This window comes from Citrobacter sp. S-77 (assembly GCF_963864895.1).
Lineage (GTDB): Bacteria > Pseudomonadota > Gammaproteobacteria > Enterobacterales > Enterobacteriaceae > Citrobacter > Citrobacter murliniae.
Genome location: NZ_CAWLWU010000002.1, coordinates 980232 through 1006708 on the forward strand (window position 1 = coordinate 980232; position 26477 = coordinate 1006708).

The 26477-nt window shown below is 52.8% G+C and carries 26 protein-coding genes; 10 read left to right on the plus strand and 16 right to left on the minus strand.

Going from position 1 to position 26477, the window contains the following annotated elements; all coding sequences use genetic code 11:
• Positions 1 to 65: 65 nt before the first annotated feature.
• Genes AACS05_RS05235 through AACS05_RS05265 form a run of 7 tightly spaced genes read right to left on the minus strand, consistent with a single transcriptional unit; the run spans position 66 to position 7337 of the window.
• On the minus strand, positions 66 to 836 hold the full coding sequence (locus AACS05_RS05235) for a heme ABC transporter ATP-binding protein (protein WP_045440679.1): 771 nt from the start codon (positions 834 to 836) through the stop codon (positions 66 to 68).
• Complete coding sequence (locus tag AACS05_RS05240) at positions 833 to 1825, minus strand: FecCD family ABC transporter permease (protein ID WP_045440681.1); 993 nt, start codon at positions 1823 to 1825, stop codon at positions 833 to 835. The genes AACS05_RS05235 and AACS05_RS05240 overlap by 4 nt, the downstream gene beginning before the upstream one ends.
• 51 nt (positions 1826 to 1876) lie before the next feature.
• Positions 1877 to 2500 (minus strand): anaerobilin reductase, encoded by a 624-nt coding sequence (chuY, locus tag AACS05_RS05245; RefSeq protein ID WP_045440683.1) that lies wholly within the window; start codon positions 2498 to 2500, stop codon positions 1877 to 1879.
• Positions 2500 to 2994 carry a heme utilization cystosolic carrier protein HutX gene (gene hutX / locus AACS05_RS05250; RefSeq protein ID WP_045440686.1) on the minus strand — a complete coding sequence of 165 codons (495 nt, stop codon included), beginning with the start codon at positions 2992 to 2994 and terminating at the stop codon, positions 2500 to 2502. Before hutX ends, chuY begins: the two co-directional genes overlap by 1 nt.
• 12 nt (positions 2995 to 3006) lie before the next feature.
• Positions 3007 to 4344 carry a heme anaerobic degradation radical SAM methyltransferase ChuW/HutW gene (hutW, locus tag AACS05_RS05255; RefSeq protein ID WP_045440687.1) on the minus strand — a complete coding sequence of 446 codons (1338 nt, stop codon included), beginning with the start codon at positions 4342 to 4344 and terminating at the stop codon, positions 3007 to 3009.
• A gap of 6 nt (positions 4345 to 4350) precedes the next feature.
• Positions 4351 to 5187 carry a heme/hemin ABC transporter substrate-binding protein gene (locus AACS05_RS05260; RefSeq protein WP_045440690.1) on the minus strand — a complete coding sequence of 279 codons (837 nt, stop codon included), beginning with the start codon at positions 5185 to 5187 and terminating at the stop codon, positions 4351 to 4353.
• 2 nt (positions 5188 to 5189) lie between these two features.
• Entirely contained in the window at positions 5190 to 7337 is a 2148-nt protein-coding gene (locus AACS05_RS05265; RefSeq protein ID WP_045440692.1) for a TonB-dependent receptor plug domain-containing protein, read from the minus strand.
• A gap of 292 nt (positions 7338 to 7629) precedes the next feature.
• Between AACS05_RS05265 and cueR the strand changes: the two genes are divergently transcribed.
• Positions 7630 to 8040, plus strand: a complete 411-nt coding sequence (gene cueR, locus AACS05_RS05270; protein WP_045449474.1) for a Cu(I)-responsive transcriptional regulator — start codon at positions 7630 to 7632, stop codon at positions 8038 to 8040.
• Here cueR and AACS05_RS05275 read toward each other — a convergent pair.
• From AACS05_RS05275 to AACS05_RS05290, 4 genes are read right to left on the minus strand one after another with little or no spacing between them, the layout of a single operon-like run.
• On the minus strand, positions 8037 to 8753 hold the full coding sequence (locus tag AACS05_RS05275) for a DUF3142 domain-containing protein (protein WP_045440694.1): 717 nt from the start codon (positions 8751 to 8753) through the stop codon (positions 8037 to 8039). The genes cueR and AACS05_RS05275 overlap by 4 nt on opposite strands.
• Positions 8723 to 10867 (minus strand): hypothetical protein, encoded by a 2145-nt coding sequence (locus tag AACS05_RS05280; RefSeq protein WP_045440697.1) that lies wholly within the window; start codon positions 10865 to 10867, stop codon positions 8723 to 8725. Before AACS05_RS05280 ends, AACS05_RS05275 begins: the two co-directional genes overlap by 31 nt.
• Positions 10868 to 10887: 20 nt before the next feature.
• A complete protein-coding gene (locus AACS05_RS05285; RefSeq protein ID WP_045440699.1) occupies positions 10888 to 11346 on the minus strand; it encodes an NfeD family protein in 459 nt (152 codons plus the stop codon).
• Positions 11343 to 12260, minus strand: coding sequence for an SPFH domain-containing protein (locus AACS05_RS05290; protein ID WP_045440701.1), 918 nt, complete (start codon positions 12258 to 12260; stop codon positions 11343 to 11345). Before AACS05_RS05290 ends, AACS05_RS05285 begins: the two co-directional genes overlap by 4 nt.
• A 227-nt stretch (positions 12261 to 12487) precedes the next feature.
• On the opposite strand from AACS05_RS05290, the gene fetA reads away from it, so the two are divergent.
• Both fetA and fetB read left to right on the plus strand, forming a co-directional pair.
• Entirely contained in the window at positions 12488 to 13165 is a 678-nt protein-coding gene (fetA, locus tag AACS05_RS05295; protein WP_045440710.1) for an iron efflux ABC transporter ATP-binding subunit FetA, read from the plus strand.
• On the plus strand, positions 13152 to 13931 hold the full coding sequence (gene fetB, locus AACS05_RS05300; protein WP_045440713.1) for an iron efflux ABC transporter permease subunit FetB: 780 nt from the start codon (positions 13152 to 13154) through the stop codon (positions 13929 to 13931). Before fetA ends, fetB begins: the two co-directional genes overlap by 14 nt.
• A gap of 66 nt (positions 13932 to 13997) precedes the next feature.
• Here the strand turns inward: fetB and AACS05_RS05305 are convergent, their stop codons facing one another.
• The 3 genes from AACS05_RS05305 to tesA are packed head-to-tail and all read right to left on the minus strand — an operon-like array spanning position 13998 to position 16337.
• Positions 13998 to 14852, minus strand: a complete 855-nt coding sequence (locus AACS05_RS05305) for a co-chaperone YbbN (RefSeq protein WP_045440715.1) — start codon at positions 14850 to 14852, stop codon at positions 13998 to 14000.
• A gap of 59 nt (positions 14853 to 14911) precedes the next feature.
• Positions 14912 to 15682 (minus strand): SDR family oxidoreductase, encoded by a 771-nt coding sequence (locus tag AACS05_RS05310; protein WP_045440718.1) that lies wholly within the window; start codon positions 15680 to 15682, stop codon positions 14912 to 14914.
• 28 nt (positions 15683 to 15710) lie between these two features.
• Entirely contained in the window at positions 15711 to 16337 is a 627-nt protein-coding gene (tesA, locus tag AACS05_RS05315) for a multifunctional acyl-CoA thioesterase I/protease I/lysophospholipase L1 (RefSeq protein ID WP_200012246.1), read from the minus strand.
• On the opposite strand from tesA, the gene ybbA reads away from it, so the two are divergent.
• The 6 genes from ybbA (at position 16305) to AACS05_RS05345 (ending at position 23584) form a co-directional block, all read left to right on the plus strand.
• Positions 16305 to 16991 carry a putative ABC transporter ATP-binding protein YbbA gene (gene ybbA / locus AACS05_RS05320; RefSeq protein ID WP_045449477.1) on the plus strand — a complete coding sequence of 229 codons (687 nt, stop codon included), beginning with the start codon at positions 16305 to 16307 and terminating at the stop codon, positions 16989 to 16991. The genes tesA and ybbA overlap by 33 nt on opposite strands.
• Positions 16988 to 19402 (plus strand): putative ABC transporter permease subunit YbbP, encoded by a 2415-nt coding sequence (gene ybbP / locus AACS05_RS05325; RefSeq protein WP_045440720.1) that lies wholly within the window; start codon positions 16988 to 16990, stop codon positions 19400 to 19402. Before ybbA ends, ybbP begins: the two co-directional genes overlap by 4 nt.
• A gap of 186 nt (positions 19403 to 19588) precedes the next feature.
• On the plus strand, positions 19589 to 20722 hold the full coding sequence (locus AACS05_RS05330) for a porin (RefSeq protein ID WP_045449479.1): 1134 nt from the start codon (positions 19589 to 19591) through the stop codon (positions 20720 to 20722).
• 300 nt (positions 20723 to 21022) lie between these two features.
• Positions 21023 to 21853, plus strand: coding sequence for a MetQ/NlpA family ABC transporter substrate-binding protein (locus tag AACS05_RS05335; RefSeq protein ID WP_045440722.1), 831 nt, complete (start codon positions 21023 to 21025; stop codon positions 21851 to 21853).
• 62 nt (positions 21854 to 21915) lie between these two features.
• A complete protein-coding gene (gene sfbB, locus AACS05_RS05340) occupies positions 21916 to 22932 on the plus strand; it encodes a virulence-associated ABC transporter ATP-binding protein SfbB (RefSeq protein ID WP_045440724.1) in 1017 nt (338 codons plus the stop codon).
• Complete coding sequence (locus AACS05_RS05345; protein WP_045440727.1) at positions 22925 to 23584, plus strand: methionine ABC transporter permease; 660 nt, start codon at positions 22925 to 22927, stop codon at positions 23582 to 23584. Before sfbB ends, AACS05_RS05345 begins: the two co-directional genes overlap by 8 nt.
• Positions 23585 to 23638: 54 nt before the next feature.
• Here AACS05_RS05345 and mnmH read toward each other — a convergent pair whose 3' ends face one another.
• Together mnmH and allS are read right to left on the minus strand one after the other, a co-directional pair.
• On the minus strand, positions 23639 to 24733 hold the full coding sequence (gene mnmH, locus AACS05_RS05350) for a tRNA 2-selenouridine(34) synthase MnmH (protein WP_045440730.1): 1095 nt from the start codon (positions 24731 to 24733) through the stop codon (positions 23639 to 23641).
• 69 nt (positions 24734 to 24802) lie between these two features.
• Complete coding sequence (allS, locus tag AACS05_RS05355) at positions 24803 to 25729, minus strand: HTH-type transcriptional activator AllS (RefSeq protein ID WP_045440732.1); 927 nt, start codon at positions 25727 to 25729, stop codon at positions 24803 to 24805.
• A gap of 226 nt (positions 25730 to 25955) precedes the next feature.
• On the opposite strand from allS, the gene allA reads away from it, so the two are divergent.
• Positions 25956 to 26438 (plus strand): ureidoglycolate lyase, encoded by a 483-nt coding sequence (allA, locus tag AACS05_RS05360; protein ID WP_045440734.1) that lies wholly within the window; start codon positions 25956 to 25958, stop codon positions 26436 to 26438.
• Positions 26439 to 26477: the final 39 nt, after the last annotated feature.

The window sequence follows — 26477 nt, forward strand, 5'->3', positions numbered from 1 at the left end:
GAGTTTTTAGAAAAGATGAAAAAAGGCAGAAAGTCGGGAACGCAGCGACCGGCGTTCCCGGTAAGTTATTGATTGAGTACGATGAGTGGCGTTTGATTTGCCGGTTCATTTATCACCGTGAGATCGGCGCCGTAAAGCGCATTCAACGGCTGCTGTTTCAGTACCTCCTGCGGGCTACCGTTATCGACTATCTTGCCGTGTTCCATCAGCACGACACGGTCGGCATAGCGTGCAGCAAGATTGAGATCATGCAGTACGCAGCAGACATTAAACTGCCGTTCACGTACCAGATGCCGCAGTAAACGAAAAAGGTGCTGCTGGTGGTGAATATCCAGTGCGGAAGTAGGTTCATCCAGAAACAGCCACTTTGGTGCAGGTTCCGGCTCCCAAAGCTGTACCAGCAGACGCGCTAACTGTACTCGCTGCTGCTCTCCTCCCGACAAGTGTCGATAATCGCGTGTAGCCAGGTTCTGGCAATCACATAAGTTCATGATATGGTCAGTTTCATCACCCGTGTTGCGCGTGCGATACGGATGCCTGCCCATACGAATGACTTCCTGAACGCTAAACGGGAACGCCATATGGCTGTTCTGGCGCATCACCGCGCGAGTTTTTGCCAGCTCGGTTATTGACCATTCATTCAGCGGTTTGCCGAGCAGCGAGCAGCGTCCACTTTGTGGCTTCAGATAACCCGTGAGCTGACGCAACAACGTTGATTTCCCTGCTCCATTGGGACCAAGTATGGCGATGATTTCGCCGCCTGGTAGCGTCAGAGAGACGTTATCAGTGAGTCGACGCCCATGAATGCTGTAAACCAGATTCTCGGCGATAATCATGACACCCTCCGGCTGCGCAGTATCAGCCACAGAAAATATGGTCCGCCAATCAGGCTGGTCAACAAACCGACGGGCATTTCTGCTGGCTGCACCAGTGTACGGGCCAGGGTGTCGGCAACCAGTAATAAACATGCGCCTGCCAGTGTGGAGCAGGGAATAAGCCAGCGATGATCGGCACCAGTGGTCATTCTGATCAGATGTGGAATCACCAGACCAATAAAGCCAATCACTCCGCTCACCGAAACGGCTGCGCCCACCAGCAGTGAGCTTAGCAACAGCAGCTGTTGCCGTTTACGTTTTACGTTCACTCCCAGGTAGTGTGCCTCTTCATCACCTAACTGCAGCAAATTTAGCGTTCCGGCGAGACAGGCGGTTACCGCAACGGCAGGAAGTACAAAGGAGCTGGCTACCAGCAGCGTTGGCCACTGCGCCTGCCCGAGATTACCCATCATCCACAGTGTCAGCTGGCGTAACTGCTGTTCATCGCCAATGTAACTCAGCACGCCGATTGCCGCGCCGCACAGGGCATTGATGGCGATCCCGGCTAACAGCAGTTGCATCATACCGCCGTGGTGGTGGCGCTGGCTTATCAGGAAAATTATCGTGCAAACCACCATGCTGCCTGCAACGGCAAAAATCATCTGCTCATACAGCACCAGCACAACAGGGAACGAAAACGGAATCACAATCGCGATGCCAACCATCAGCGCAGAGCCACTGCTGACGCCCAGCAGACCAGGGTCGGCCATCGGATTGCGAAAAAGTCCCTGCATGATGACACCTGCTGTTGCCAGCGCACCACCAACGAGGACGGCCAGTAAGACGCGCGGCAGGCGAATATTTAACCAGATATCACGATATTCTTCATCGAACAGAGCGCTGAAGCTAATGTTCAGCGCTCCCTGGCTGGCACCGAAAAGCATCAGCGCGAGCAATAATAGTGACAGGCCCGTCAATATGCTGACGGACGAAAGTGAGTCCTTGAGCACGCAAAACTCCATAACGTCTTTGCGGCGCGGAGCTCCCGCGCCGTGAGGGGATTACGCAGGTTTCAATTCAGGTTCAACCAGACTGTAGATCTGATTGTTAAGTGCAGGCGCATTGGCCAGTTCGCGAATATGTGCGGCAACATCCGCACGCATTACAAACCCGTGGCACTCCTGGCCTTGTATTCGCTGCGCCTTGCCTGTTGCTTCACCATTAAGCAGTCCGCCAGGGCGGAGAATGGCGTAGTCCAGTTGACTGGTTTGCAACCAGCTTTCAGCCAGCGATTTTTCCCGTACGGCCTGACCAAAGGCGGCCTTTGCCCGGGCGGATAAAAAAGGCCAACTGTCACCGCAGCCCAGCGATGTCACGAGGATCATCCGTTTGATGCCCGCTTTCTCGGCTTCATCAATCACGGTTCTGTGCGCCAGATAATCCTGAGTGCCGCCCATTGAGGAGATCAGCGTGGCATGTGGACCTGCAGCGCGGCAGGCGCAGGCGACTACCTGGCTATCGCAGGCATCGCCAATAAAAACCTGCACACCTCTTTCCTGTAATCCGGCAGCAACCTGTGCGTTGCGAATAACAGCAATCACCGGGCGTTGCTCTGCCAGCGCCAGTTCAAGTGTTTTTGCTCCGACACCGTTACCACCCGCGCCGAAAATAAGCCATGGAGACATCAGGCAAGTTCCTTTAGCGTTGAAGCCAGCGCGTGAAAGGCGCTGACCTGTTCGGCCAGTAGCTGGCGATGCTCATCCCTGCCGAGGAATATCTTGAACATTGCGCTACCCGCCTGGTTAAAGAAGAGGATGGACGCGGTGTCCATACCCATAAATTTGCGTTCAATCAGGGCAATATGCGTGCAGTTTTCTGCCTTGATATGACCGGTCATTCCTTTTTTCCCGCGCAGGTTGAAGTAGCCGTGACGGTGAAATCCGGATGGCAGTTCGCCAGTGAATTCCAGAATGACATCAGCAGTATGGACCAGGGTTGTGACTTTTCCCCATTCGCTGACCGTTTCCCAGACGGTATCAAACTTATCGCCGGAAACCAGCGTCAAGGAAGGGAGGTTTTTCACTACTTCCAGCAGCGTGGTGTTGTACTGGGCGGCGATGGCTTCCAGCGTACCGTCCGGCTCAGTTTTTAAAAAATCCTGTAAAGAGACATGGCTCATAAATCACTCCTGTTATGGTTGCTCTACCGCAATACGCGGTGCGTTAAGTTCCTGAATAAGCTCATCAAGGGACTGTAAAATATTGCTTGCCCAAAAGCGTCCTTCATTGGTCAGGCGCAGACAGGTGCTGGCATCGCGCGTCAGGCCAGCCTGGTGCCATTGGCTCAGTAAGGGGAGTAGTTTCTGAGCATGAGGCGTGAGTTCATCCAGCGGGACGCGGGCTGTTTCAATGCCTGCCTGTAGCGTATGTCGCCACTGGAAACCGCGCTCGGCGGTACGCATCATCATCATTAGCGGCTTTTTCCCGGCGGCAATGGATTCATGCCAGGTGGTCAGATTGCGTTCGACCATCCAGGAGTAGCCATTAACCGATCCCCCCGCGCCAGAGCCAAACGCCAGGCAGTCGGCCCCCTGTTTAATCAGCAGGTTGTACAGGTTGCGCTCGCGCGTTGTACGCGCCCAGTGGCTGTTGCTGATGCAGCGCCAGCCCGCGTTATCCATAAATTCACAGCCCTGTAGATAGAGATCGCGGCGCTCGGCTGGGGAGGGCACGGTCGTACGTCCGGTGTCAACCGCTTTGCCAAGAGGGGTATTAGGAATGAGGTTTAGTGCATAGAGGTCAACACCGTCGAGACCGATATCACGTGCGATTGCCAGATCTTCGCCCCACAGTTTTGCGTCCTGTCCCGGCAGACCAAACAGCAGATCGCATACCACGGCAGCACGATCCCGCTGAACCAGCCCTTGCATAAATGCAATGGCGGTTGGGCCATCTGAGGTTCGGGCCATTTTTTTGCGGATCCGGCTATTAAAAGACTGAATACCGATCGAAAACCGGTTAGCCCCGGCATCCAGGCAGGCATCGATTCGGGCATCGTCAAAGTTGAGTACCCGACCTTCAATCGTTATTTCACAATCCGGAGCCAGAGGTAGCTTTTCACGCAGCGCAGTGATGATTCTGGCCAGATCCCGTGCCGACAGCGCCGATGGTGTACCGCCGCCAAAATAGACGGCGTGAATCGGGGCTGACTGGTGTAATGGGCTGTCGGCCTCCATCTCTATTTCACGCAATAGTGCGTTGGTATAGCGAGTGCAGTGATCTTCTTCAAACCGGTTTTGATAAAAACCGCAGAAAGTACAGTGTGTTGCACAAAAGGGGATATGCAGGTACACCAGTCGTTTACGTGGAGGGACGGTCTGGCTGATGACATTCTGCCAGGTTTGTGACAACAACTCTTTTGCAACAGGGATAGCCCCGCGCCACGGCATCGTGGCGCGGCGATCCTTAAATGGTTGGTTTCCCTCCAGAGCAAAATGTGGGGTGAGATCCAGCGTGTCTTGAGTTTTCATACTTCTTTATAAATCCCTTTCGTGTGGCCAGAATTGCTGGTGTAGCGCTTCAACCGCGTCAGCGACGCGAGGACCCATGCCCAGGATCAGCGCCTGGTCTATCGTCACAATGCGCTGATTTTTCCAGGCGGCGGTGCGGGTAATACCGGCAATAGCGCTGAGACGATTAAGATCGCCATCCACCATTTGTGACGTCACGACGATGACCTGCGGATTTGCGGCAATCAACGACTCTGCGCTGTAGCTTTTATACTGGGCATGTGAGGCGACATTCTGTGCCCCGGCAAGCGTCAAAATGGCATCGGCAACGCTGCCTTTCCCGGCGACCTGTGGCGCGCTGCCACCGGCGGAGAGGATAAACATGACTTTAACCGGCGCTTTTTTTGCCGCCACACTCTGCTGAACGCGATCCAGACGCTGATGAATACGCTTGACCAACGCATCGCCTTGTTCAGGCATTCGCAGTGTTTTTGCCAGCTCATGGATATTGGCGTACATCTGCTCAACCGTGGCCGGTACACGCGGCAAGGTGACAACATTCACTTTTTGTGCCCGCAGTTGATCCAGTACGATCTGTGGGCCAGCGTCCTGCCAGGTGATAAAGCTGTCCGGATGCAGCGATAAAATGCCTTCGCTGCTCAGTTGCTTCCAGTAACCGATATGTGGAAGCGCTGCAGTTTCTGGCGGATAAGAGGTGGTTTCATCGACGCCAACCACGTAGTTCCCGGCACCTATGGCGTAGATCAGTTCGGTCAGCGATCCGCCCGCCGCCACCAGACGTTCGGCGGACTGCGCGTTGAAGATGCAGGCGAGGCTCAGTAAACCAATAATGAGTTTCTTCATTGTCAGAAATTCCACGCAAAGCCAACCGCGGCATTGAAACCCGCTTCCGGAATAGATTCATGTGCGGTTCTGTAACGCTTATCGGTCAGGTTATTGAGTGCCAGATTGACCTGATACTGATCCTGCGGACCGAATTCGGTATTGAAGGCGAGATTAAGCGTTGCCCAGCCCGGATAATTTATTTCCGTACTTCCGGTGTTATCTTTGGCGCTGGAGGCCGCGCGGATAAACACATCTGAGGTCACGTTAGCGGCATTCAGCAGCAAGGTATGTTTCAGACCCACGCGTCCAGTCAGTGTTGGTTCGCCGGTATCCCAGGTTTTCATGGTGTCGCCTTCATACTGGCGGCGAATAATGTTGCCGCTCAGATAGGGGGAAACTGCCCATCCGTTGTATTCTGCGCTTAACTCCATGCCCCAGGTTTTGGCGCGATCGATGTTGTCGTAGTAGAAATAGCCTCCTCGTGAAGAGTTGCTATTGCCGTTGCACACGGGGTTGCCGGCACAAGCCAGGCTGGCGATATAGTCTTTGGCTTCTGAATAGTAAATCGCGCCGTCAATCAGCCACATCCCCCCTTTATAACGGGCTCCCAGCTCATAGTTATTGGAGTGTTCCGCTTTCAGGTCTGGATTACCGTAGGTGACGCTGCCACCCGCAGATGTCTGCATAAACAGCTGAGTGAGCGTCGGGAAGACATAACCCTGCGCATAGGCCGCACGTAGCTCGAGATCTTTAAAGCCGGAATAACGCAGGCTGGTAGAGGTGACCAGTTCATCGTCATGTACTGAGTTTCCTCCTGCTGATTGCCATGTGGTCCCGCTGCTTTGCGTCGTTTGCGTATCGTTACGATTGAGTTTTGAAGAGAGCCAGTATTGGCGAGCACCAACGGTCCACGTCCAGTTATCGGCAAAACGCCAGTCGTTTTGTGCAAACAGAGAGGTGTTGCTTTGTTCGGCTTCAATATGAGATAGCGTCCGGGTTTGTGTATCAAAGTTGCCAGTCGCCGCCGTCTGACGCGTATTGCCGTCTGTGTCTTGTTTCACTTTGTCGTGTTGATACTGAGTACCAATGACCAGTTCGTTGTTCGCCGGAAGGGAGATATTTCCCTGAAACGTGACACCCTGGGTATATTGTTTATCGTTGGTATAAGTCTGCTTATTCACCGTCAGCGCTTTGATCGCTGGGTTGGGAATAACCTGAGTGGTTTTGACCCGGTTCTCAAACTTACGCTCTATCGTCTGATTGTATGCGTCAATATGGATTTTCTTCAGGTAATCCCCGTCTGCCGCGTAGTCATAGAACAGACCTACTTTTTCGCGTTCCAGTTTAGGTATTTTGACGCTGAAGTCGTCGAACTGACCTTCCGGATCGTTAAACCAGGTTTGTGTGGACAGTTTGTAACGGTCGAGTGACAGACCGATTTTATGGCGATCGAGGTTATAGCCAAGCCAGACGCCCTGGCCGTTATTGCGGAAGTTGGTATTCGATAACCTTCCGTCAGGCGTATCGCGATCGCCCTGATCGGAATAGCTACCATTGATACGGTAATCAAAATTTTCAATGCTACCCCAGGCGGCTGCCGATTCTTCCCATCCTGCCGTCGCGGAGTTGTAGACTGCTTTAATGCTCCCGGCAAGGGGCTTATCGCCGCCTTTTTTCGTAATAAAGTTCACCACCCCGCCAATAGCCTGCGAACCATAGAGTACGGAGTAGGGGCCTTTGACAACCTCAATACGTTCCAGGGCTGATTCGTCAATAAGCAGGCCAGCGCCGTAGTTTTGACCGGCGCGCTGGTAGCTGACGACCTGACCGTCTATGAGTATCAGTACGCGTGAAGAGGCTTCACCGCGGATGCGGATTTGTTTTCGGCCTGCAAGGGCGTTATCAGTGACTTCAACGCCGGGTATATCCTTTAAATCGTCGGCAATAGAAACGTTGGTGGAGTTTTGCAACGTCTGGCGGTCAATAACCTGAATCGTCGCCGGGCTTTCCCAGAGACTGCTTTCCGAACGGTTTGCCGTGACGATCACCGTGTCGTCGGCTGATGCTGATGTGTGTGTGGTCGTAGTTGTCGATGCTGAAACAGCCCCTGAAACACATAATGTCAGAGCTGAAAGAATAAACGGCCTTTGGCTAATCCGTGGCAACATAAGAGAACCTTTTATTGAATGTTAATGATCATCATTATCATTCGCGTTTGTATATAAAATTGTATCCAGATGTTCAATATCAAAGGTGTAAAACCAATGCATCTTTTGATTTGAATCAATTTTGTATCGTTGATGCGGGTGGAATTGTGATCGGGATGGCGCATAACCTTGTGAATAGGCTGGCTTTTTAAATTAATCGTTGATGTACCTGTTGGGGCGTTTCGCCGGATAAGGGATTACTGCAATCTGGGCTATAATGTGGCTCTGCATTGAGAGAGCTGTGGGGGATGATGTGAATATTAGTGATGTGGCGAAAAAAACCGGATTAACCAGTAAAGCTATTCGCTTTTATGAAGAGAAAGGGCTGGTGACTCCGCCGCTGCGTAGCGAGAACGGATACCGCACTTATACCCAGCAACATCTGAATGAACTGACGTTGTTGCGACAAGCGCGGCAGGTTGGGTTTAATCTCGAAGAGTGCGGTGAGCTGGTGAACCTGTTTAACGATCCGGCACGTCACAGCGCAGATGTAAAAAAACGTACTCTCGAGAAGGTGGCTGAAATCGAACGGCATATCAGCGAATTACAGGCGATGCGGGGACATTTGCTGGCGCTGGCAAACAGTTGCCCTGGCGATGACAGCGCCGAATGTCCAATTATTGATAATCTCTCCGGCTGTTGTCATCACAAAGCAAAGGTTTAGCGGCGAGAGGGATTGAGCATAAATACTACCGTACCGCGATACCACGGGGATTTTTCAAGCTGAGCTTCAGCCTGCGGATCCCGGCTACCGTTTTGCACCAGCCCAAGCTTAAATGGTATGCGTAACCGGATGAGCGCGGGCAAATACGCCTGATAATTTGCCACAGTGTGACGTCCCTGATAGCTCTGAACTACCAGTTCATCGACCGGCAATGCGTTCAGCGTGGCGATATCGCCGGTTTTCGCCCAGTCCAGCAGCCCGGTAACGCCAAGGGCGAACTCTGGCGGTAACTGTTGGCGAAGCTGACGCAGAAAGTGAGCGTAATCCGTGAGCTGATGAGTTGCGGCGTCAAAATCAACCTGCAAACCGACGACGTGATTCCCTGCAGACTGCCAGCGTTGCAACAGCCGTATGATACGCGCCGGAATCTCTTCCGGCACGTCGAGGGTGGTGAAGCGTACGGTCAGCCAGATTGTTGGAAATGTCAGACGACTGACCGGCAAGCCGAGCCGCTGAAAGATTACTTCCCCTGACTGAGTGACTACTTCACCCTGATGCAAATAGACCGTTTGCGCGTTCTGGAGTTCGTTGCTGGCTTTCACTCCTGACCACAACCAGAAGGCCGGATGGTCGCGGGCGGTGACAATTTCCGTAGCCTGTACCTGTCCGGCCAGCAGCGCAGCTACCAGTAATATTTGAGTTTTTGCGCCCACGGGCTTCCTGGATACTGTGTCTTCAGTTGCGTGAACCACTCTTTACGCTGTGATTTATCCACCTCTGCGCCACCGCATTCGTTCGAACCTGATGGTGCATAGCACATGATGGCGCGATACAACGCAAAGCTTTTATCCTCGAGTTCCGCTTTTGGTGCAGCGATAACCTGCTGATAGTAGCGCTGTCTGTCGTACTGACCGAACGGTTCTTTACGTGAAATTGCCACTTCCAGCACATCATTGCCTGTACTGTTTGCCCACAGATCAACACGGGTTTGCGTGGTACGGAAAAACTCACCCAGACAGTTCAGAGCGTGGGCATCATCCGCTTTTTTGCTTAGCACTGTGACTGTTTCAGTCAGGCTACGGCATGCGTAACCGGCCTGAGCGGCATCGCCGTTCCAGTCAAAGGTGTTCAGATTGACATCAGCAAACGCATCTGCGGATACCGGTTGCGTAATTGCGCTGGCAAGTTTTCTGTCATTCAGCCAGTCGCCAAAGCGATTCTCGGTTAAATCCCGCACCAGTAGCGTATGCAGCGCGATGGTACGCTCTTCATTATTTGGTCCGTGGGTTGCCTGCTGGCGCAGTAGTTCAGGAGAGGCTTGTGTTTTCAGCACCTGTGAACGAAAACGCAGGTTTGTAACCATGCTGTTCGGGGCGAAAACTGCCGCCACATCGCCGCTGTAGACCAGCGTTGCCGCCAGTTTAGCCTGCGCATATTGTTGCTGTTCGTTATTCTGGCTATGTTTCAATAGTTGCTGCCAGAACTCACGCGCCGCAGACCACTGCTTTTGCCCCATCAGTGCTTCGCCATAAAGCACTTGTTCGCTGAAGGCGAGAGTGTCGTTTGCGGGGAGTTTCTGCGCCGGGGTTACTGCCTGAACAATGGCTGTGTAGTTGCCAGTCGCCATCCACAGATTTAGTTGCAGGTTGTGCCACAGCGGCAGTTTTCCGCTCTTCTCGAAAACGGGCTTGCTGGCGTCGAGCTGCGCCTGCGTCAGCGTCGGTTTGTCGTCGTTGTTTAGTCGCAGGGCGCGCAGCAGTTCGATATAGCTGACCCATGGGGCGTCAGGGAAGGTCTCAACTGCGGATTGCTCCAGGAACTGCATGCCAAAAACATTATCGTATTCGATGACCGTGTTACGCAGTTGCGGTGCGTCGGCTGCCTGCTGGAAGCCTTGCTCATACAGTGTTGCCAGCGGCGCCCACGATTGCAGATACCAGTTAATACGGCGCAGCATACCGCGCGCAGAATCGGCGTAAAGTCCCTGCGGGAAGTGTTGCAGATAAGTTTGTGCCAGAGTCTGTGCCTGAGCGGCATCCTGGCGGTTGATTCTGGCGATATCAAAATCACCGTATTCACCGACGCTGTTCTGGCTACTTTTATTCAGCGCCGTGCGCATCAACATGTATTGCGCGGTTTCTGCCAGCCACGGACGATCGCTGGTGGCAAGCTGCGTGAAATTCTGTTCCGCATTGACGTAGTCGCCTTCATAGAAACGCGCGGCGGCGATCAGATAGGTTTTATACTGTTGCGCGGATGAATCGGCTGGGATTGAGGTGAGGGAGGACGTAATCTGCTCGCCGGTCGCGCCGGACAATAACCCCAACCGCGCCCGGGCTAACGCCTGGCGTTGTTCAACCGTTAACGAGGTATCGGCCAGTAGCGCGGCAAAAAACTGACTGACGCTGTCCCTGTTATTTGAAACATGGCGGTTTTCATTCTCTGTGCCGTCGGCATTTATCTCTTCGGCGGCGATCTGCAGCTTGTCCATCTGGCGAGCAAGCGTGTCATCTGCACGTTGCTCCGGCGTAGCGGCGGCTGGCGACGTGATTTCATCCCACTGCGGGTGATACGCAAAATAGAAATCGCGGGAGCGGGTGATATCCTCAGGCATTGACTGAACGGGCAGGGCGAATGATTTTTCCTGGCTTAACAATCGCAGCAGGTTATCCCGGCTGTCGTTTTGCGGGCTGAATACCGGGATACCTTTTAGCAGACAGTGGTCATCACTCCATTTGCAATCTTCCATATCAAAAGAAGCAAATGCCTGAGGGGCTCCTGCCAACAATGAACAAAGGGCTAGAGCGAGGGATGTCTTCCTGACCATAATCTTATTTCCTGTATGATTTATTGTGATACGGCTTTGATAACCAGGGTGATACCCTCAATGGCAACCACTTCGACCTGCGTACCGGCAGTCAAATTATCGTTTGCACTGACCGGCCAGGAACTGTCGCCAACGCGCATATGCCCGCGACCATTCACCAGCGTGGTCTCCAGAATAAACCGGCGACCGACCAGCTGCTGCCCGCGCTGATTGAGGTGGCTGTCAGCTGGTTTCTGCTCCTGTACGCGCTTTGCCAGCCACTTCCACCACAGCCAGGCTGCCAGCAACGTTAACAAGGCGAACATCGCACCCTGCCACGCCCAGTCGAGCGGAAGTAGCCAGACCACCAGACCGGTGATCACCGCTGCTACACCGCTCCACAGCAGATAACCGTTACCGCCCAGCATCTCGGCGGCCAGTAACAGACCACCGAGGCTAAGCCAGAAGATATGTGGGTGAACCAGAATCATCGCTATCATGATTTTTTCCGTTCGCTGGCGCTGTCCTTAATTAATTCGCTGATGCCGGCAATCGAGCCCATCAGGCTGCTGGCGTCCAGTGGCATCATCACCACTTTACTGTTATTTGACGAACCGATTTGTTGCAGCGCTTCGGTGTATTTCTGAGCCACGAAGTAGTTCACCGCCTGAATATCCCCGGCGGCAATCGCCTCCGAAACCATCTGAGTTGCGCGAGCTTCGGCTTCGGCGGAACGTTCGCGCGCTTCTGCCTGTAAAAACGCGGACTGGCGTTCACCTTCCGCTTTCAGTATTTTCGACTGCTTCTCACCTTCCGCTTTGACGATCTCCGCCTGGCGGATCCCTTCGGCTTCAAGAATGTAGGCGCGTTTGGTACGTTCCGCTTTCATCTGGGCGTTCATCGCGTCGATAAGTTCAGCCGGTGGGCGTACATCGCGGATCTCAATACGGGTGATTTTGATGCCCCAGGGATTGGTGGCTTCATCAACGATATGCAGCAGACGTGTGTTGATGTTATCGCGCTGGGAGAGCATTTCATCCAGCTCCATGGAGCCGAGAACGGTACGAATGTTGGTCATGGTCAGGTTGATGATCGCCAGTTCAAGATTACTGACTTCATATGCTGCTTTCGGCGCGTCGATCACCTGAATAAAGCACACTGCATCGATAGAAACGTTGGCGTTATCTTTGGAGATAACTTCCTGCGACGGGATATCGAGAACCTGCTCCATCATATTGATCTTACGACCAATTCTATCCATGAAGGGCACTACGAGACTTAAGCCTGGCTGCAGGGTTTTGGTGTAACGGCCAAAACGCTCCACTGTCCACTGGTATCCCTGCGGGACGATTTTGACGCCTGCGCCGACGATTACCAGCGCGACAAAAATGAGAATGGGGATAAAAATGAGCATTGATGAAACCTCCTGTTGTGCTGTCCTTTACTACCTGATTAATCAAATTATACCCGATTAATCAGGGTGGGCTCCCCTATAATAAATTACAGGGATATATCCGTCATACTTCAAGTTGCATGTGCGTTAGCTACGTTCGTTCACCCCAGTCACTTGCCGCCTTCATGCAACTCGAATTATTTTGGGTATAGACTGTCTGCACGAAAGATGTAAAAAAGGGATCTGTAATGGAAGAAAGCAGAATGTTGCTTCAGTTAAAAAATGTCGCCTGGCAGGCGGGAACGACGAAAATTCTCAATAACATCAGTTTTAATCTCAACGCCGGGGAATTTAAGCTGATTACCGGTCAGTCCGGCTGCGGTAAAAGTACGTTACTGAAGATTGTGGCGTCGTTAATTAGCCCGAGTGCCGGTGAGATTATTTTTGAGGGAAAGGAGATAACTACCCTCAAACCCGAAGCTTATCGTCAGCAGGTTTCTTATTGCGCGCAAACCCCCGCTTTGTTTGGCGATACTGTCTACGATAACCTTATTTTCCCGTGGCAAATCCGCAATAAACGCCCTGAACCTGATACGTTTCTGGCCGACTTGGCCCGCTTTGAACTGCCTGAGGAGATCCTCAAAAAAAATATTAATGAACTCTCCGGAGGCGAAAAACAGCGTATCTCATTAATTCGCAATTTGCAGTTTCTGCCCAAAATCCTGTTGCTGGATGAAATAACCAGCGCACTGGATGAGGCCAATAAACGCAACGTGAATGAATTAATTCACCGTTACGTTCGCGAGAAAAATATCGCAGTGCTGTGGGTTACGCACGACAAAGATGAAATTAATCATGCGGATAATATCATTACCCTTCAGCCGCATGCCGGAGAGATGCAGGAAGCAAGCAATGAACGAGCATAATATTACCAATGAATCACTGGCGTTAGCGATGATGCTGGTGGTAGTGGCAATACTGATTAGTCACAAAGAAAAACTGGCGCTGGAAAAAGATATTCTCTGGAGCGTTTGCCGGGCGGTGATCCAGCTTATTATCGTCGGCTATGTGCTGAAATATATCTTTGGCGTTAACCACAGCATTCTGACTCTAGTGATGGTGCTGTTTATCTGCTTTAACGCTGCGTATAACGCGCAAAAACGCAGTAAATATATTGATAAAGCCTTTATCTCGTCGTTTATCGCCATTACGTCGGGAGCGGGGGTGACGCTGGCTGTTCTGGTTCTGTCCGGTTCCATCGAATTCGCGCCAATGCAGGTGATCCCAATTTCCGGCATGATCGCAGGTAATGCGATGGTGGCGGTCGGGTTATGTTACAACAACCTGGGGCAGCGGTTTAACAGCGAGCAGCAGCAAATCCAGGAGAAATTGAGCCTCGGTGCCACGCCGAAAGTGGCGTCTGCGCCGCTTATTCGCGACAGCATTCGTGCGTCATTGATCCCGACGATCGATTCAGCGAAAACTGTGGGACTGGTGAGCTTACCAGGGATGATGTCGGGCTTGATCTTTGCTGGTATCGATCCGGTAAAAGCAATTAAGTATCAGATAATGGTGACCTTTATGCTGCTTTCTACCGCCAGCCTGTCGACCATTATTGCCTGTTATCTCACTTACCGGAAATTCTACAATTCGCGCCACCAACTGGTGGTGACGCATTTGAAAAAGCCGTGATGTGATGCCGGATGCGTTTTTTCTAGGCCCGATGAGCGTAAGCGTCATCGGGCAAAATCACGCAGATTAGTACAACAACGCGTACAGCTGGCGACGATATTTCGATGCCAGCGCATCACCGGTTCCCAGCGCAGCGAGAATTTCCTGGAAGGTCTTACGAGCCTGACCGTCTGCGGCCGCAAGATCTTTTCTCAGGTGGCTGAACAGCAGTTCCAGCGCCTCTTCGTTACGTCCGACCTGGTGCAGTTGTAACGCCAACTGTGCTGCCAGTGCCGCATCCTGAGGGTTGCTCGCTACTTGCTGCTGTAACTGCTGGATTTCCGGCGTATCTGCCGCTTGTTTCAGTAGTTCAATCTGCGCGACCAGCCCCTGATAACGGGTGTCCTGATCCTGTAACGGAATGGTTTTCAGTACCGCTTCGGCATCCTCCGAACGGTTAAGCGCGATTTGTGTTTCTGCCAGCAGCAGGCCGATTTCGCTGCTTTGGTTAGATAACTGCCAGGCTTCTTTCAGCAACGGCAGCGCTTCGGCGTGATTGCCGGCTTCAATAAACTCAATGGCCTGGCGCGCTTTCAGCTCCTCTTCACTTGGGAGCACTTTATCGAGCAGTGCGCGAATGACTTCTTCCGGCTGCGGCCCCTGGAATCCGTCTACCGGCTGACCGTTCTGGAACAGATATACCGTTGGGATAGCGCGCAGGCCAAACTGGGAGGCGATCATCTGTTCAGCGTCGCAGTCCAGTTTGGCGAGAATAAACTGACCGTTGTACTGCGCGGCAAGACTTTCCAGTACCGGCGTTAGTTGCAGACAATGCTGGCTACGTTCAGACCAGAAATAGAACAGGACCGGTGTGGTCATCGACAGCTCAAGGGTCTGCTGCAGGTTAGATTCGTTAATATTGACAATATTTTGTACGGACATGGAGTCACTCTCTATTCGTCTATTTGTTTTTACATGGGGGCAGACGTGCTGGCTTCAACTCAGCCCTGTAAAATTTTGTCCATTACGCGACCTGGCAACAGGCGTTTCAGCAGCATAACTGCCCAGGTCACCAGGGTGACGGGGTAGCGCAGTTTCGGTTTATCACTTTCAAAAGCATGGCGCACTTTGGCGACAACAGCCTCTGGGCCCAGCGTAAAACGCGCGGCAATGCCGGGGTTTTCGACAGGAGAATCGCTTTGGGTCTGGTTAACGTTTTCGGTAAAACGGGTACGTATGGGGCCGGGTTCAATCAGGCTGACCTTGATTCCACTGTGGCGTAGTTCCATGCGCAGTGCATCGGACCACGCTTCCAGTGCGTATTTACTGGCGGCGTACGCCCCACGTCCAGGCGTGGAGATTAACCCCATTACTGAAGAGGTCATCACAATCCGCCCTTCGCCATGCGGTAACATGGCAGGCAGCAGGCGCATAGTGAGCTGATGCGCGCCAAAGAAGTTGGCGGAAAACTGTTGTTCCATCTGTTCACGGCTGATAGTGGTCAGCGGACCATACACGCCGTATCCTGCGTTGTTAAAGATCCCATACAAACGATTATCGGTCAGGGCGATCACCTCATCGGCAGCACGATCCACACTTTCTGGCGAATCCAGATCCAGCAATATGCCGGTGAATCCCATGCCATTCATACGTGCGACATCGTCAGGCTTACGGCAGGCTGCCAGAATTTGAAAACCCTGGCGCTTTAGCTCAAGCGCGCTTTCCAGGCCGATACCGCTGGAACATCCTGTTATTAAGACCGATTTTTGCATAACTTTACCTGTCAGGATCTCCGTTGATTTACGAGTCGTGGTTAACTAAAGGAGTGAGTTGTTTCGCCATCCAGTCGGCAATAAACGGCTGGGCGTCACGATTTGGATGAATACCATCATCCTGCATCCACTGGGGTTTCAGATAGACCTCTTCCATAAAAAAGGGCAACAGAGGAATATCAAACTCTTTGGCAAGCTTTGGATAAATAGCGCTAAAGGTTTCATTATAACGGCGACCGTAGTTTGCCGGCAGACGAATTTGCATCAATAACGGTTCGGCATTCGCGGCCTTCACGTCCTGCAATATTTTGCGCAGAGTCTGTTCGGTTTGCAGAGGTTGAAACCCGCGTAGCCCGTCGTTGCCGCCAAGTTCTACCAGCACCCAGCGAGGCTGATGCTGTTGCAGTAATGCGGGCAGACGGGACAGACCCTGTTGTGAGGTGTCGCCGCTAATGCTGGCATTCACCACAGATGTTTTGGTTTGCCATTTATCATGGAGTAGCGCTGGCCACGCCGCGCTGGCTGACATACGGTATCCGGCACTCAGGCTGTCACCCAGAATTAATAACGTGTCCGCTGCGGCGGCGCGGAACGTTAACAGGACCAGGAACAGGAAGGGCAAATGCCAGCGGAAAACATTGTTGAAGTTCATCATCTTAAGAAATCCGTCGGTCAGGGTGATCACGAGCTATCCATCCTTACCGGAGTTGAACTGGTTGTCAAACGCGCCGAGACCATTGCGTTGATTGGCGAGTCGGGCTCGGGAAAATCGACACTGCTGGCAATCCTCGCCGGTCTGGACGATGGCTCTGGCGGAGAAGTCTGCCTGGTAGGACAGCCGTTGCATACTATGGATGAAGAGGCCAGGGCACAACTGCGGGCGAAGCATGTCGGTTTTGTTTTCCAGTCCTTCATGTTAATTCCAACCCTGAATGCGTTGGAGAACGTTGAGTTGCCCGCGTTATTGCGGGGGGAAAATAGCGGGAAAAGCCGCGATGGTGCGAAAGCATTGCTTGAGCAACTGGGGTTGGGGAAACGTCTCGACCACCTTCCTGCTCAACTCTCAGGCGGTGAGCAGCAGCGCGTGGCGTTGGCGCGGGCGTTTAACGGGCGCCCTGACGTACTGTTTGCCGATGAGCCAACAGGCAACCTGGACCGACAAACCGGAGACAAAATTGCCGATCTGCTGTTTTCCCTCAACCGTGAACACGGCACGACTCTGATTCTGGTGACTCACGATCCGCAACTGGCGGCACGCTGTGACAGGCGTTTACGTCTGGTGAACGGGCAGTTGCAGGAGGAGGCATGATCGCACGCTGGTTCTGGCGCGAATGGCGCTCACCTTCATTATTAATCGTCTGGCTGGCGCTGAGTCTGGCGGTGGCCTGCGTGCTGGCGCTGGGCAACATCAGCGACCGTATGGAAAAAGGGCTGAGTCAGCAAAGTCGCGAGTTTATGGCGGGTGACCGGGCGCTACAAAGCTCGCGGGAAGTGCCAACATCATGGATTGATGAGGCGCGTCAACGTGGCCTGAAGGTGGGCGAACAGCTGACCTTCGCTACTATGACCTTTGCGGCCGATACTCCGCAACTGGCGAATGTCAAAGCGGTGGATGACGTTTACCCGATGTATGGTAATTTGCAAACCAACCCTCCGGGACTCAAACCACAGCCAGGATCTGTACTGCTGGCTCCGCGCCTGATGGCGCTGCTCAATTTAAAAATCGGTGATTCCATCGATGTTGGTGACGTCACCCTGCATATTGCCGGAGAAGTGGTACAGGAGCCAGATTCCGGCTTTAACCCGTTCCAGATAGCGCCGCGCCTGATGATGAATATGGCGGATGTTGCAAAAACTGGCGCGGTCCAGCCGGGAAGCCGCGTGACATGGCGTTATAAATTTGGCGGTACGCCGCAGCAACTGGAAGGGTATGAGCAATGGCTGTTGCCGCAGCTAAAGCCGGAACAACGCTGGTACGGGCTGGAGCAGGATGAAGGGGCGTTAGGGAAATCGCTCGAACGCTCGCAGCAGTTCCTCCTGTTGTCGGCGTTGCTAACGTTGCTGCTGGCGGTTGCCGCCGTTGCGGTGGCGATGAGTCATTATTGCCGCAGTCGGTACGATTTGGTGGCGATTTTGAAAACGCTCGGTGCGGGCAGGGCGCAGTTGCGTAAATTGATTGTCGGACAGTGGCTGATGGTACTGGCGCTGTCTGGCATAACCGGCGGAGCATGTGGGCTACTGTTTGAGCGTGTTCTGGTGGTGTTGCTCAGGCCCGTATTACCCGGCGAATTGCCGCCAGCCAGTCTGTGGCCATGGCTGTGGGCATTAGGCACCATGACCGTTATCTCTCTGCTGGTGGGGCTACGTCCTTATCGTCTGTTACTGGCCACGCAGCCGCTGCGGGTGCTGCGCCGTGACGTGGTGGCAAATGTCTGGCCGCTGAAATTTTATCTCCCGTTGGTTTCGGTTGTTATTGTTGCGCTCCTCGCGGGGTTGATGGGTGGCAGTATGCTGCTGTGGGCGGTGCTGGCTGGTGCGGTCGTACTGGCGCTACTGTGCGGCGTGCTGGGCTGGATGCTGCTCAACGTGCTGCGTGGCATGACGTTAACCTCGCTGCCGCTGCGTTTAGCGGTCAGCCGACTGTTGCGTCAGCCCTGGTCAACGCTGAGCCAGCTCTCAGCCTTTTCACTCTCCTTTATGCTGCTGGCGTTGTTGCTGGTACTGCGTGGCGATCTGCTCGATCGCTGGCAGCAGCAAATGCCGCCGGAAAGCCCGAACTACTTCCTTATCAACATCGCGACTGAACAGGTTGTACCGCTGAAGGGTTTCCTGTCTGAGCATCAGATAATTCCTGAGTCGTTCTACCCGATTGTGCGGGCGCGTCTGACGGCAATTAATGATAAGGCGACCGAGGGCAATCAGGATGAAGCGCTCAACCGTGAATTGAACCTGACCTGGCAGGATACCCGACCGGATCATAACCCGATTACCGCCGGAACCTGGCCGCCAAAAGCTGGTGAGGTATCGATGGAGGAGGGGCTGGCAAAACGGCTGAACGTGAAGCTCGGCGATCGTGTGACCTTTATGGGGGATACCCAGGATTTCAGTGCCACGGTCAGCAGCCTGCGCAAAGTGGACTGGGAAAGTCTGCGGCCTAACTTCTTCTTTATCTTTCCTTCCGGCGCACTGGACGGACAGCCGCAAAGCTGGCTGACCAGTTTTCGCTGGGAGAACGGTAACGGCATGCTGACACAGCTTAATCGCGAGTTTCCGACCGTCAGCCTGCTGGATATCGGCGCAATCCTCAAGCAGGTTGGTCAGGTTCTGCAGCAGGTTAGTCGGGCGCTGGAGGTGATGGTAGTGCTGGTAACTGCCTGCGGCATGTTGTTGCTCCTGGCCCAGGTTCAGGTCGGGATGCGCCAGCGTCATCAGGAACTGGTGGTCTGGCGTACGCTCGGGGCGGGTAAGAAACTTTTGCGTACCACGCTGTGGTGCGAGTTCGCCATGCTGGGGATGGTCTCCGGGCTGGTGGCGGCCATTGGTGCTGAAACGGCGCTGGCGGTTCTGCAAACCAAAGTCTTTGACTTCCCATGGGAACCTGACTGGCGACTGTGGGTAGTATTGCCGTTTTGCGGGGCGCTGCTGCTCTCATTATGTGGCGGATGGCTCGGCGCACGCCTGTTAAAAGGTAAAGCACTCTTCCGACAATTCAGTAATTAATTCATTTCAGTGATGATTACGCACCGGTTTTTTATATCGGTGCGTATTTTTTTCTATAGGGCACAAATTGATAACTCCTTGATATTTAACAGCACAAATCAATAAAAAACCGCCAACACGACAGGGTTAATAAAAGTTAATATTTGCATGCTGAATAATTGGCAGGCTATCTATCAAGGTAAAACCATGACTATAAAAAAAACAGCGCTGGCGGTATCGATCGGCGCAGCAGTGGCATTAACGACTTTCGCTTCTCAGGCGGAAATCACGGTCCTGAAACAAGATCCGCAGGCGGGCAATCCGCTGAGCCGTCTTAACTTCACCGTCGGCGGGAGTATTCGTCCACAGTTCCAGAATATGGCTGGCGATGATGGTAAGAATGGTTACAAACGTAATGGTTTTGACGGCGGCACGCGTTTCCGCTTTGCTGCTGACTACTATCTGTTTGATGACATCAGTTGGGTGAGCTACTACGAGCTGGGCGTTAACTTCCCGGCCATGTTCAACTGGGATAATCACTACGCTGACGGCGCCAACGATACCACGCGTCGTATGCTGTACACCGGTCTGAAAAGCGCGACCTGGGGTACACTGACCTTCGGTCAACAGAACAGCATTTACTATGATGTGGTCGGTGCGAAAACGGATATCTGGGACTACGACATGATCGGTCAGGCGCCAGGTAACGGTATTAATGGCGACTACGATGGCTCATATCGCACGCGTAAGTCTCTGAAGTATAAGAAAGCTGTTGGGGATGTTGATCTCTACGCTTCTTATCTGTTCAGCGATGATTACAACCCGAATAACGGCCTGCGCTACAAGCGTAAAGGTGGTGGCTCTCTGGGCGTGGATTACCACATCACTGATGACTTAACCTGGGGTACCGCGTGGAACTACACCCGTGCGGAAATGCGCGGCAACAGTAGCAAAACTTACGATCAGAACATCGTTGGTACCGCACTGAGCTGGAAACCGGACAACTGGACCTTCTCATTGGGTGGCGGCTGGTATCAAAACTTCATGACCACCAAAAAAGTATCGGTTAACGACTACTTTGCTGGTGACGCATGGGGTCTGGAATACTTTGCTGGTTACACATTCCCGGTTGGTCAGTATGCGGTTAAATCCATCCAGCCTTACTTCATGGGGGACCGTATCGAATACGTGAATGGTCGTAACTATCTGCGTACCGACAATGGGTTGGGTATCAGCTTCCAGCTGGATTATGGTTTCCGTGTGGATTACGAACACGTCTTTACCTCCAGCACCGACAACCTGGGCGACATGAACCTGGTGCGTCTGCGCTACGATTTCTAAGAACGCCCTGCTAAAACAGATGCCCGATAGTGCGATGCTAATCGGGTATTTGACCAGGCGCCGCCTATAAGCCGGATGATGCTATCCGGCTTTTTCGTTTTTCAACTATTCATTCCTGAAACTTGCATAAACGCCTTCCTTACCCATTCAACGACATACTTCGCAACATCATGAAATAATTTCAAGGACAGCAGGCTGTGATCTGTGTCATGTTAAGAATCAGCCTGTTAAGCAGGCCAAAAAAACAACGCCGCATGAACGGCGTGGGACATTACATCACAACGTTAAAATGGAGAAGTTATGGGATTGCGTCAGAGTTTACGCGTCGCAAGCGGGGTACTGTTGTTGGCCTGTGGATTACAGTTTGCTCATGCGAACAGCGATCCGCACACCATCGTGTTCGGTGTTGCGCCGGGTCCATATGGTGATATGGTGAAACAGGCTATTGCCCCGACGCTGAAAGAGAAAGGCTACAAGGTAGTGGTGCGCGAATTCAGTGACTATGTCCAGCCGAATATGGCACTCTCCAACGGTAGCATTGACGCTAACTTGTTCCAGCACTCGCTCTATTTTGACAAATTCACCGCTGATAAAGGGTTGAAACTGAGCAAGCTCATTGTGGTCCCTACGGCCGGAATGGGTTTTTACTCGCATAAAATCAAAAGCCTGGATGAGCTGAAGAAAGGGGATGTCATCACCCTGTCAAACGATCCGACCAACCTGGCTCGTGGTCTGCGCTTCCTGCAATCAATCGATCTGATCACCATTAAAGACAATATCGATCCGACCAAAGCTTCCGAGCGCGATATTGCCAGCAACCCGAAGGGGTTGATCTTTAAGCCGCTGGAAGCCGCGCAACTGCCGCGTACGCTGGATGGCGTAACCGGGGCGCTGGTCAACGGCAACTTTGCTGTCGCGGCAAAACTGGATCTCTCCAGTGCCATTAAGCAAGAACATCTGGATGAGAACCTGAAAAATATCATCGCGGTACGCACTGAAGATGCGGATAAACCGTTCGCTAAAGATATTGTTGAGGCGGTGAAATCTCCGGCCTATCGTGCGGTGATTGACGATCCGAAAAATATCTACAGTGCCTTCCAGAAACCGGAATGGATGTCGGCAGCCAAATAATCGCTGCGCAAAAGGTTTAACAGGGCAGCGATGACTGCCCTTTTCGCATTTCTGAGGTGGCTATGATTGAGATAGATAAGGTTTGCGTGGATTTCACCGCAGGCCGTGGGCCGTCAACAAGGGCGGTTGATGACGTCAGCCTGCGTATCGGCGCGGGTGAGATATTTGGCATTGTCGGTACCAGCGGTGCGGGAAAGAGTACGCTTTTGCGCACCCTGAACGCCTTAACACGCCCAAGTCAGGGAAGCGTAAAGGTTAACGGAGTAGAAATCTCTGCGCTCGAAGGGGGGCATTTACGTAAGGCCCGCCAGCGTATTGGAATGATTTTCCAACACTTTAATCTGATGCATACCCGAACCGTTGCGCAAAACGTCGCCTTCAGCCTGAAAGCAGCCGGGTGGGAGCGCAGTAAAATCGGACCGCGCGTGACGGAAATTCTGTCACTGGTTGGGCTGTCCGATAAGGCTAACCGTTATCCCGTACAACTTAGTGGTGGGCAAAAGCAGCGTGTTGGCATTGCCCGCGCTATTGCCAACCACCCGGATGTGCTGCTGTGCGATGAACCCACCTCTGCTTTGGATCTGGAAACCTCAGCCACTATTCTGGCTCTGCTCAAACAGATCAACCAACAGTTGGGGATCACGATCGTGCTGATCACTCATGAAATGAACGTGATCAAATCTATCTGCGATCGTGTGGCAGTGATGTCAGGCGGGAAAGTGGTGGAAACAGGCGAAGTGTTTGATGTCTTTGCCCACCCGCAGCATGCTTTCACGCAGCAACTGGTATCGCATACGCTCAATCTGACGCTCCCGGAACGGCTGCGGGAACATCTGCCCGGTCAATTGCTGAAAATCTTGTTTATCGGCGACTCGGCAGAACAGCCGGTGTTGTCTGAAGTGGCGGTAAAGTTTGGTGTAGCGGTGAATATCCTGCACGGCAAAATTGAGTATATCGGTGAGCGTGCGCTGGGGATCTTAGTGGTGCAACTGACTGCACCGCATAATCCTGGCGCGGTGGATGCCGCCGTGGAACATATTCGTCAACGTACTGCACAGGTGGAGGTGATTCGTGGATGATTTATTGCCGGATTTGACACTGGCGTTCAATGAAACTTTCCAGATGCTTAGCATCTCGACGGTGCTGGCGATTATTGGCGGTCTGCCGCTGGGCTTTCTCATTTTCGTTACTGACAGGCATTTATTCTGGCAGAACCGTTTTGTCTATCTGCTCAGCTCCGTGCTGGTGAATATCATCCGATCGGTGCCGTTTGTGATCCTGTTGGTGCTGTTGCTGCCGCTAACGCAGTTTCTGCTCGGTAATACCATCGGACCGATTGCGGCTTCGGTACCGCTTTCTGTTGCGGCAATTGCGTTCTATGCCCGGCTGGTGGACAGCGCGCTGCGTGAGGTTGATAAAGGAATCATTGAAGCGGCAGAAGCCTTTGGCGCCAGCCCGATGCGTATTATCTGTACGGTTCTGTTACCGGAGGCCAGCGCGGGTCTGCTGCGTGGACTGACGATAACGCTGGTGAGTTTGATTGGATACTCCGCAATGGCCGGAATTGTTGGCGGCGGTGGCGTTGGCGACCTGGCTATTCGCTTCGGTTATTACCGTTACGAAACCCAGGTGATGATTGTCACCGTGGTGGCACTGATTATTCTGGTGCAGGTCGTACAGGTATTTGGCGACTGGCTGGCGAAACGTGCCGACAAGCGTGACAGGCATTAATACGCGCTAATAACAGGCCGGGCAAGCGTAGCTAAGCCCGGCATGCGAATTCTATTACTGCGTCTGAACCCAGTCGGCAACCTCCTGCCATGTGCCGCGAAAAACAATTTTTGCGGCTTTCTTTTCCAGCTGATAGCGATACATCGGATCGTAATATTCGTTGAGTAATGGCACCAGCCAGCCCATGTGACCATCGGTACCGCCATTAGTCTGCTGTTCCGTCAGAGCAACATCGAGCAATGCGGTGAGCTCTGCGAAGCGTTGTAACCCCAGACGACGGCGAATAGCGAACAGACCGTGGTGCAGATATTCGCTGTACTCTCGCCAGCCCTGGGTTTCCCCATAAGCTTGCGTAAAATCGTGGTGCATGCGCACAAAATACTCTTCACGAAGCCGCTCGAGACGTAGCTCAAAGGGATCTTCCACTACCGCAATAGACGCCTGGCTCATGCGTTCACGCAAGCATTCGGGCAAATGATTGGCACCAATCATGCGGCCTTCATCTTCAAGCACCCACAGACGCAGATCCTGACGGGTATCTGTTTTTAGCAGTTCGACCGCCAGCAGGTTTTCAAAACTGGCCTGACTAAGCTGCGGTTCGACGGTACGACCAAAAGAGGAGCCGCGATGATGCGCTAAGCCTTCAAGATCTACTCCGTTCGGCTGCTGTTGCACCAACTGTGTTTTACCGCTCCCGGTACAGCCGCCAATTAAGATGATGGGTTTTTGTACCAGCTCTTCGGTCACTTGCATAGCCGCCTGCCGAAGCGCTTTATACCCGCCTGCTATCAATGGGTAATTGATGCCGGATTCGCGCAGCCATTGCTGCACAATATGCGAGCGCTGACCGCCGCGCGCACAGCATAAATATCCCTCAGGATGTAGACGACAGGCATCTTGCCAGGCTTTCATCCGCTGTTGACGGATGTCACCACTGACAAGTTGATGCCCAAGCGCGAGTGCCGCTTCCGGTCCCTGACGCTTGTAACAGATGCCGACCGCGGTACGCTCCTCGTTATCCATTAAAGGCAGGTTAATTGCGCCAGGCATGGCACCTTGTTGAAATTCGACGGGCGCGCGTACATCGATTAAAGGCGTACCGGCGAGCAGAATCGCACGATAGTCCTGTTTTGTTTGTCTGTCTTGCATAGTAGAACACTAAACCTCAAATCATCCTGCGTACTATTTTACGCGCCAAATGAGAGGATGACTTGATTTTCAATCGCGTGCATTGTTGAAAATTGCTAAAAATCCGGCGATTTCCGGTTTTCGCTGGGTAAACAGCGCCACAATATCTTCTACGGCCTTACCCGCGCCAAACTTATGCCACGCGAGGCTTAAGGGGGAGGGGGGACGCATGGTCGGGATGATACTGCTGACCAGTTGGCCGCTATCCAGTAACGGTTGGCAGAGCGGCTGCGGAACGAATCCAATACCCACGCCTGCAAGATGCGCCGCAATCTTGGTTTCCATGTCCGGGACGATGATCTCCTTTTGACCGGGAAGACGCCATGCGACCCGTTTGGTCAGGGTCCGCGCGCTGTCCTCAATGTTAATTGCCGGAAAACGGCGCAACTGCGCTTCTGTTAATGAGCCGCTGGCGTCTGCCAGGGGATGATCTGCCGACATGACAAATCGCCACTGAACAGAACCCAAAGGATCGAGGGTAAAGGTGTTCGCCATCGGTTCCGTGCCGGTGACGCCGATGGCCAGCGAGAATCCTTCGTATAAGAGTGAATCCCAAACGCCCATATAAATTTGCCGGGAAAAGTGAAACTGAGTAAAGGGGTAACGGGCGTTAAGCCAGGATAACAGGCGAGCGACGGCTTCAGGGCTGTACAGCAGGTTGTTGACCACAATATTCACCTGGCGCTCTACGCCGTCGTTCACTTGCTGTAATTCGCTGGGCATGCTGTCCAGCCAGGCGAGCCAGTCTTTTGCCTGGGTAAGAAGGTGAGAACCTGCGGCGGTTAACGTCACGCTTCGGGTGGTGCGAAAAAACAGCGCGACGCCGGTGTTTTCTTCCAGAAGCTTAATGCGGTAACTGATGGTGGCCGTGGTTTTACACAAGCGATCTGCCGCCCGGGAGAAACTTCCCGTTTCGGCGACGCCGATAAAGGTACGCAGTGTTTCCGGGTCAAACATCGTCAGCTACTCCCTTAATGATCTTCTACAAGCCTGATTTCTTGATCTCTGATTTATAAGTATTTTTGCATAATGGCCTTGTTTAAATTGTGGTCTAAATCTAGTTTTGGAAAATTTTTCCAATTTTTGTGTTGATGTTAAATCACGAAGGTTTTAGATTGCATGGTATTGAAGCCGTAAGTGTTCTGACTGCGGTTCAGCGAAATTCAGTTACAAGGAAATGATGATGAAACTAGAGGTATTACCGTTAAATCAGCACACGTTCAGCGCTTATGGCGATGTCATAGAAACGCACAAACGTGATTTTTTTCATATCAATGATGGGCTCGTTGAACGTTATCACGACCTGGCCAATGTGGAGATCCTTGAGCAGGATCGCACGCTCATCAGTATCAACCGCGCGCAACCGGCGGCGGTGCCGATTGTTGTGCATGAGCTGGAGCGCCACCCGCTAGGCACTCAGGCATTTATGCCTATGAATGGCGAAGCGTTTGTGGTGATTGTCGCACTCGGCGAGGACAAACCTGACCTTTCCACCTTAAGAGCCTTTATCACTAATGGCCAACAGGGCGTGAATTACCACCGAAATGTCTGGCATCACCCGCTGTTTGCCTGGCAAACCGTGACCGATTTTCTGACCGTCGATCGCGGTGGTAGCGATAATTGCGATGTTGAAAGTATCCCGGCATATGAACTCTGTTTTGCGTGACGCTATCGGCCTTCTTGCTTAATATGCGCATATTGTTCA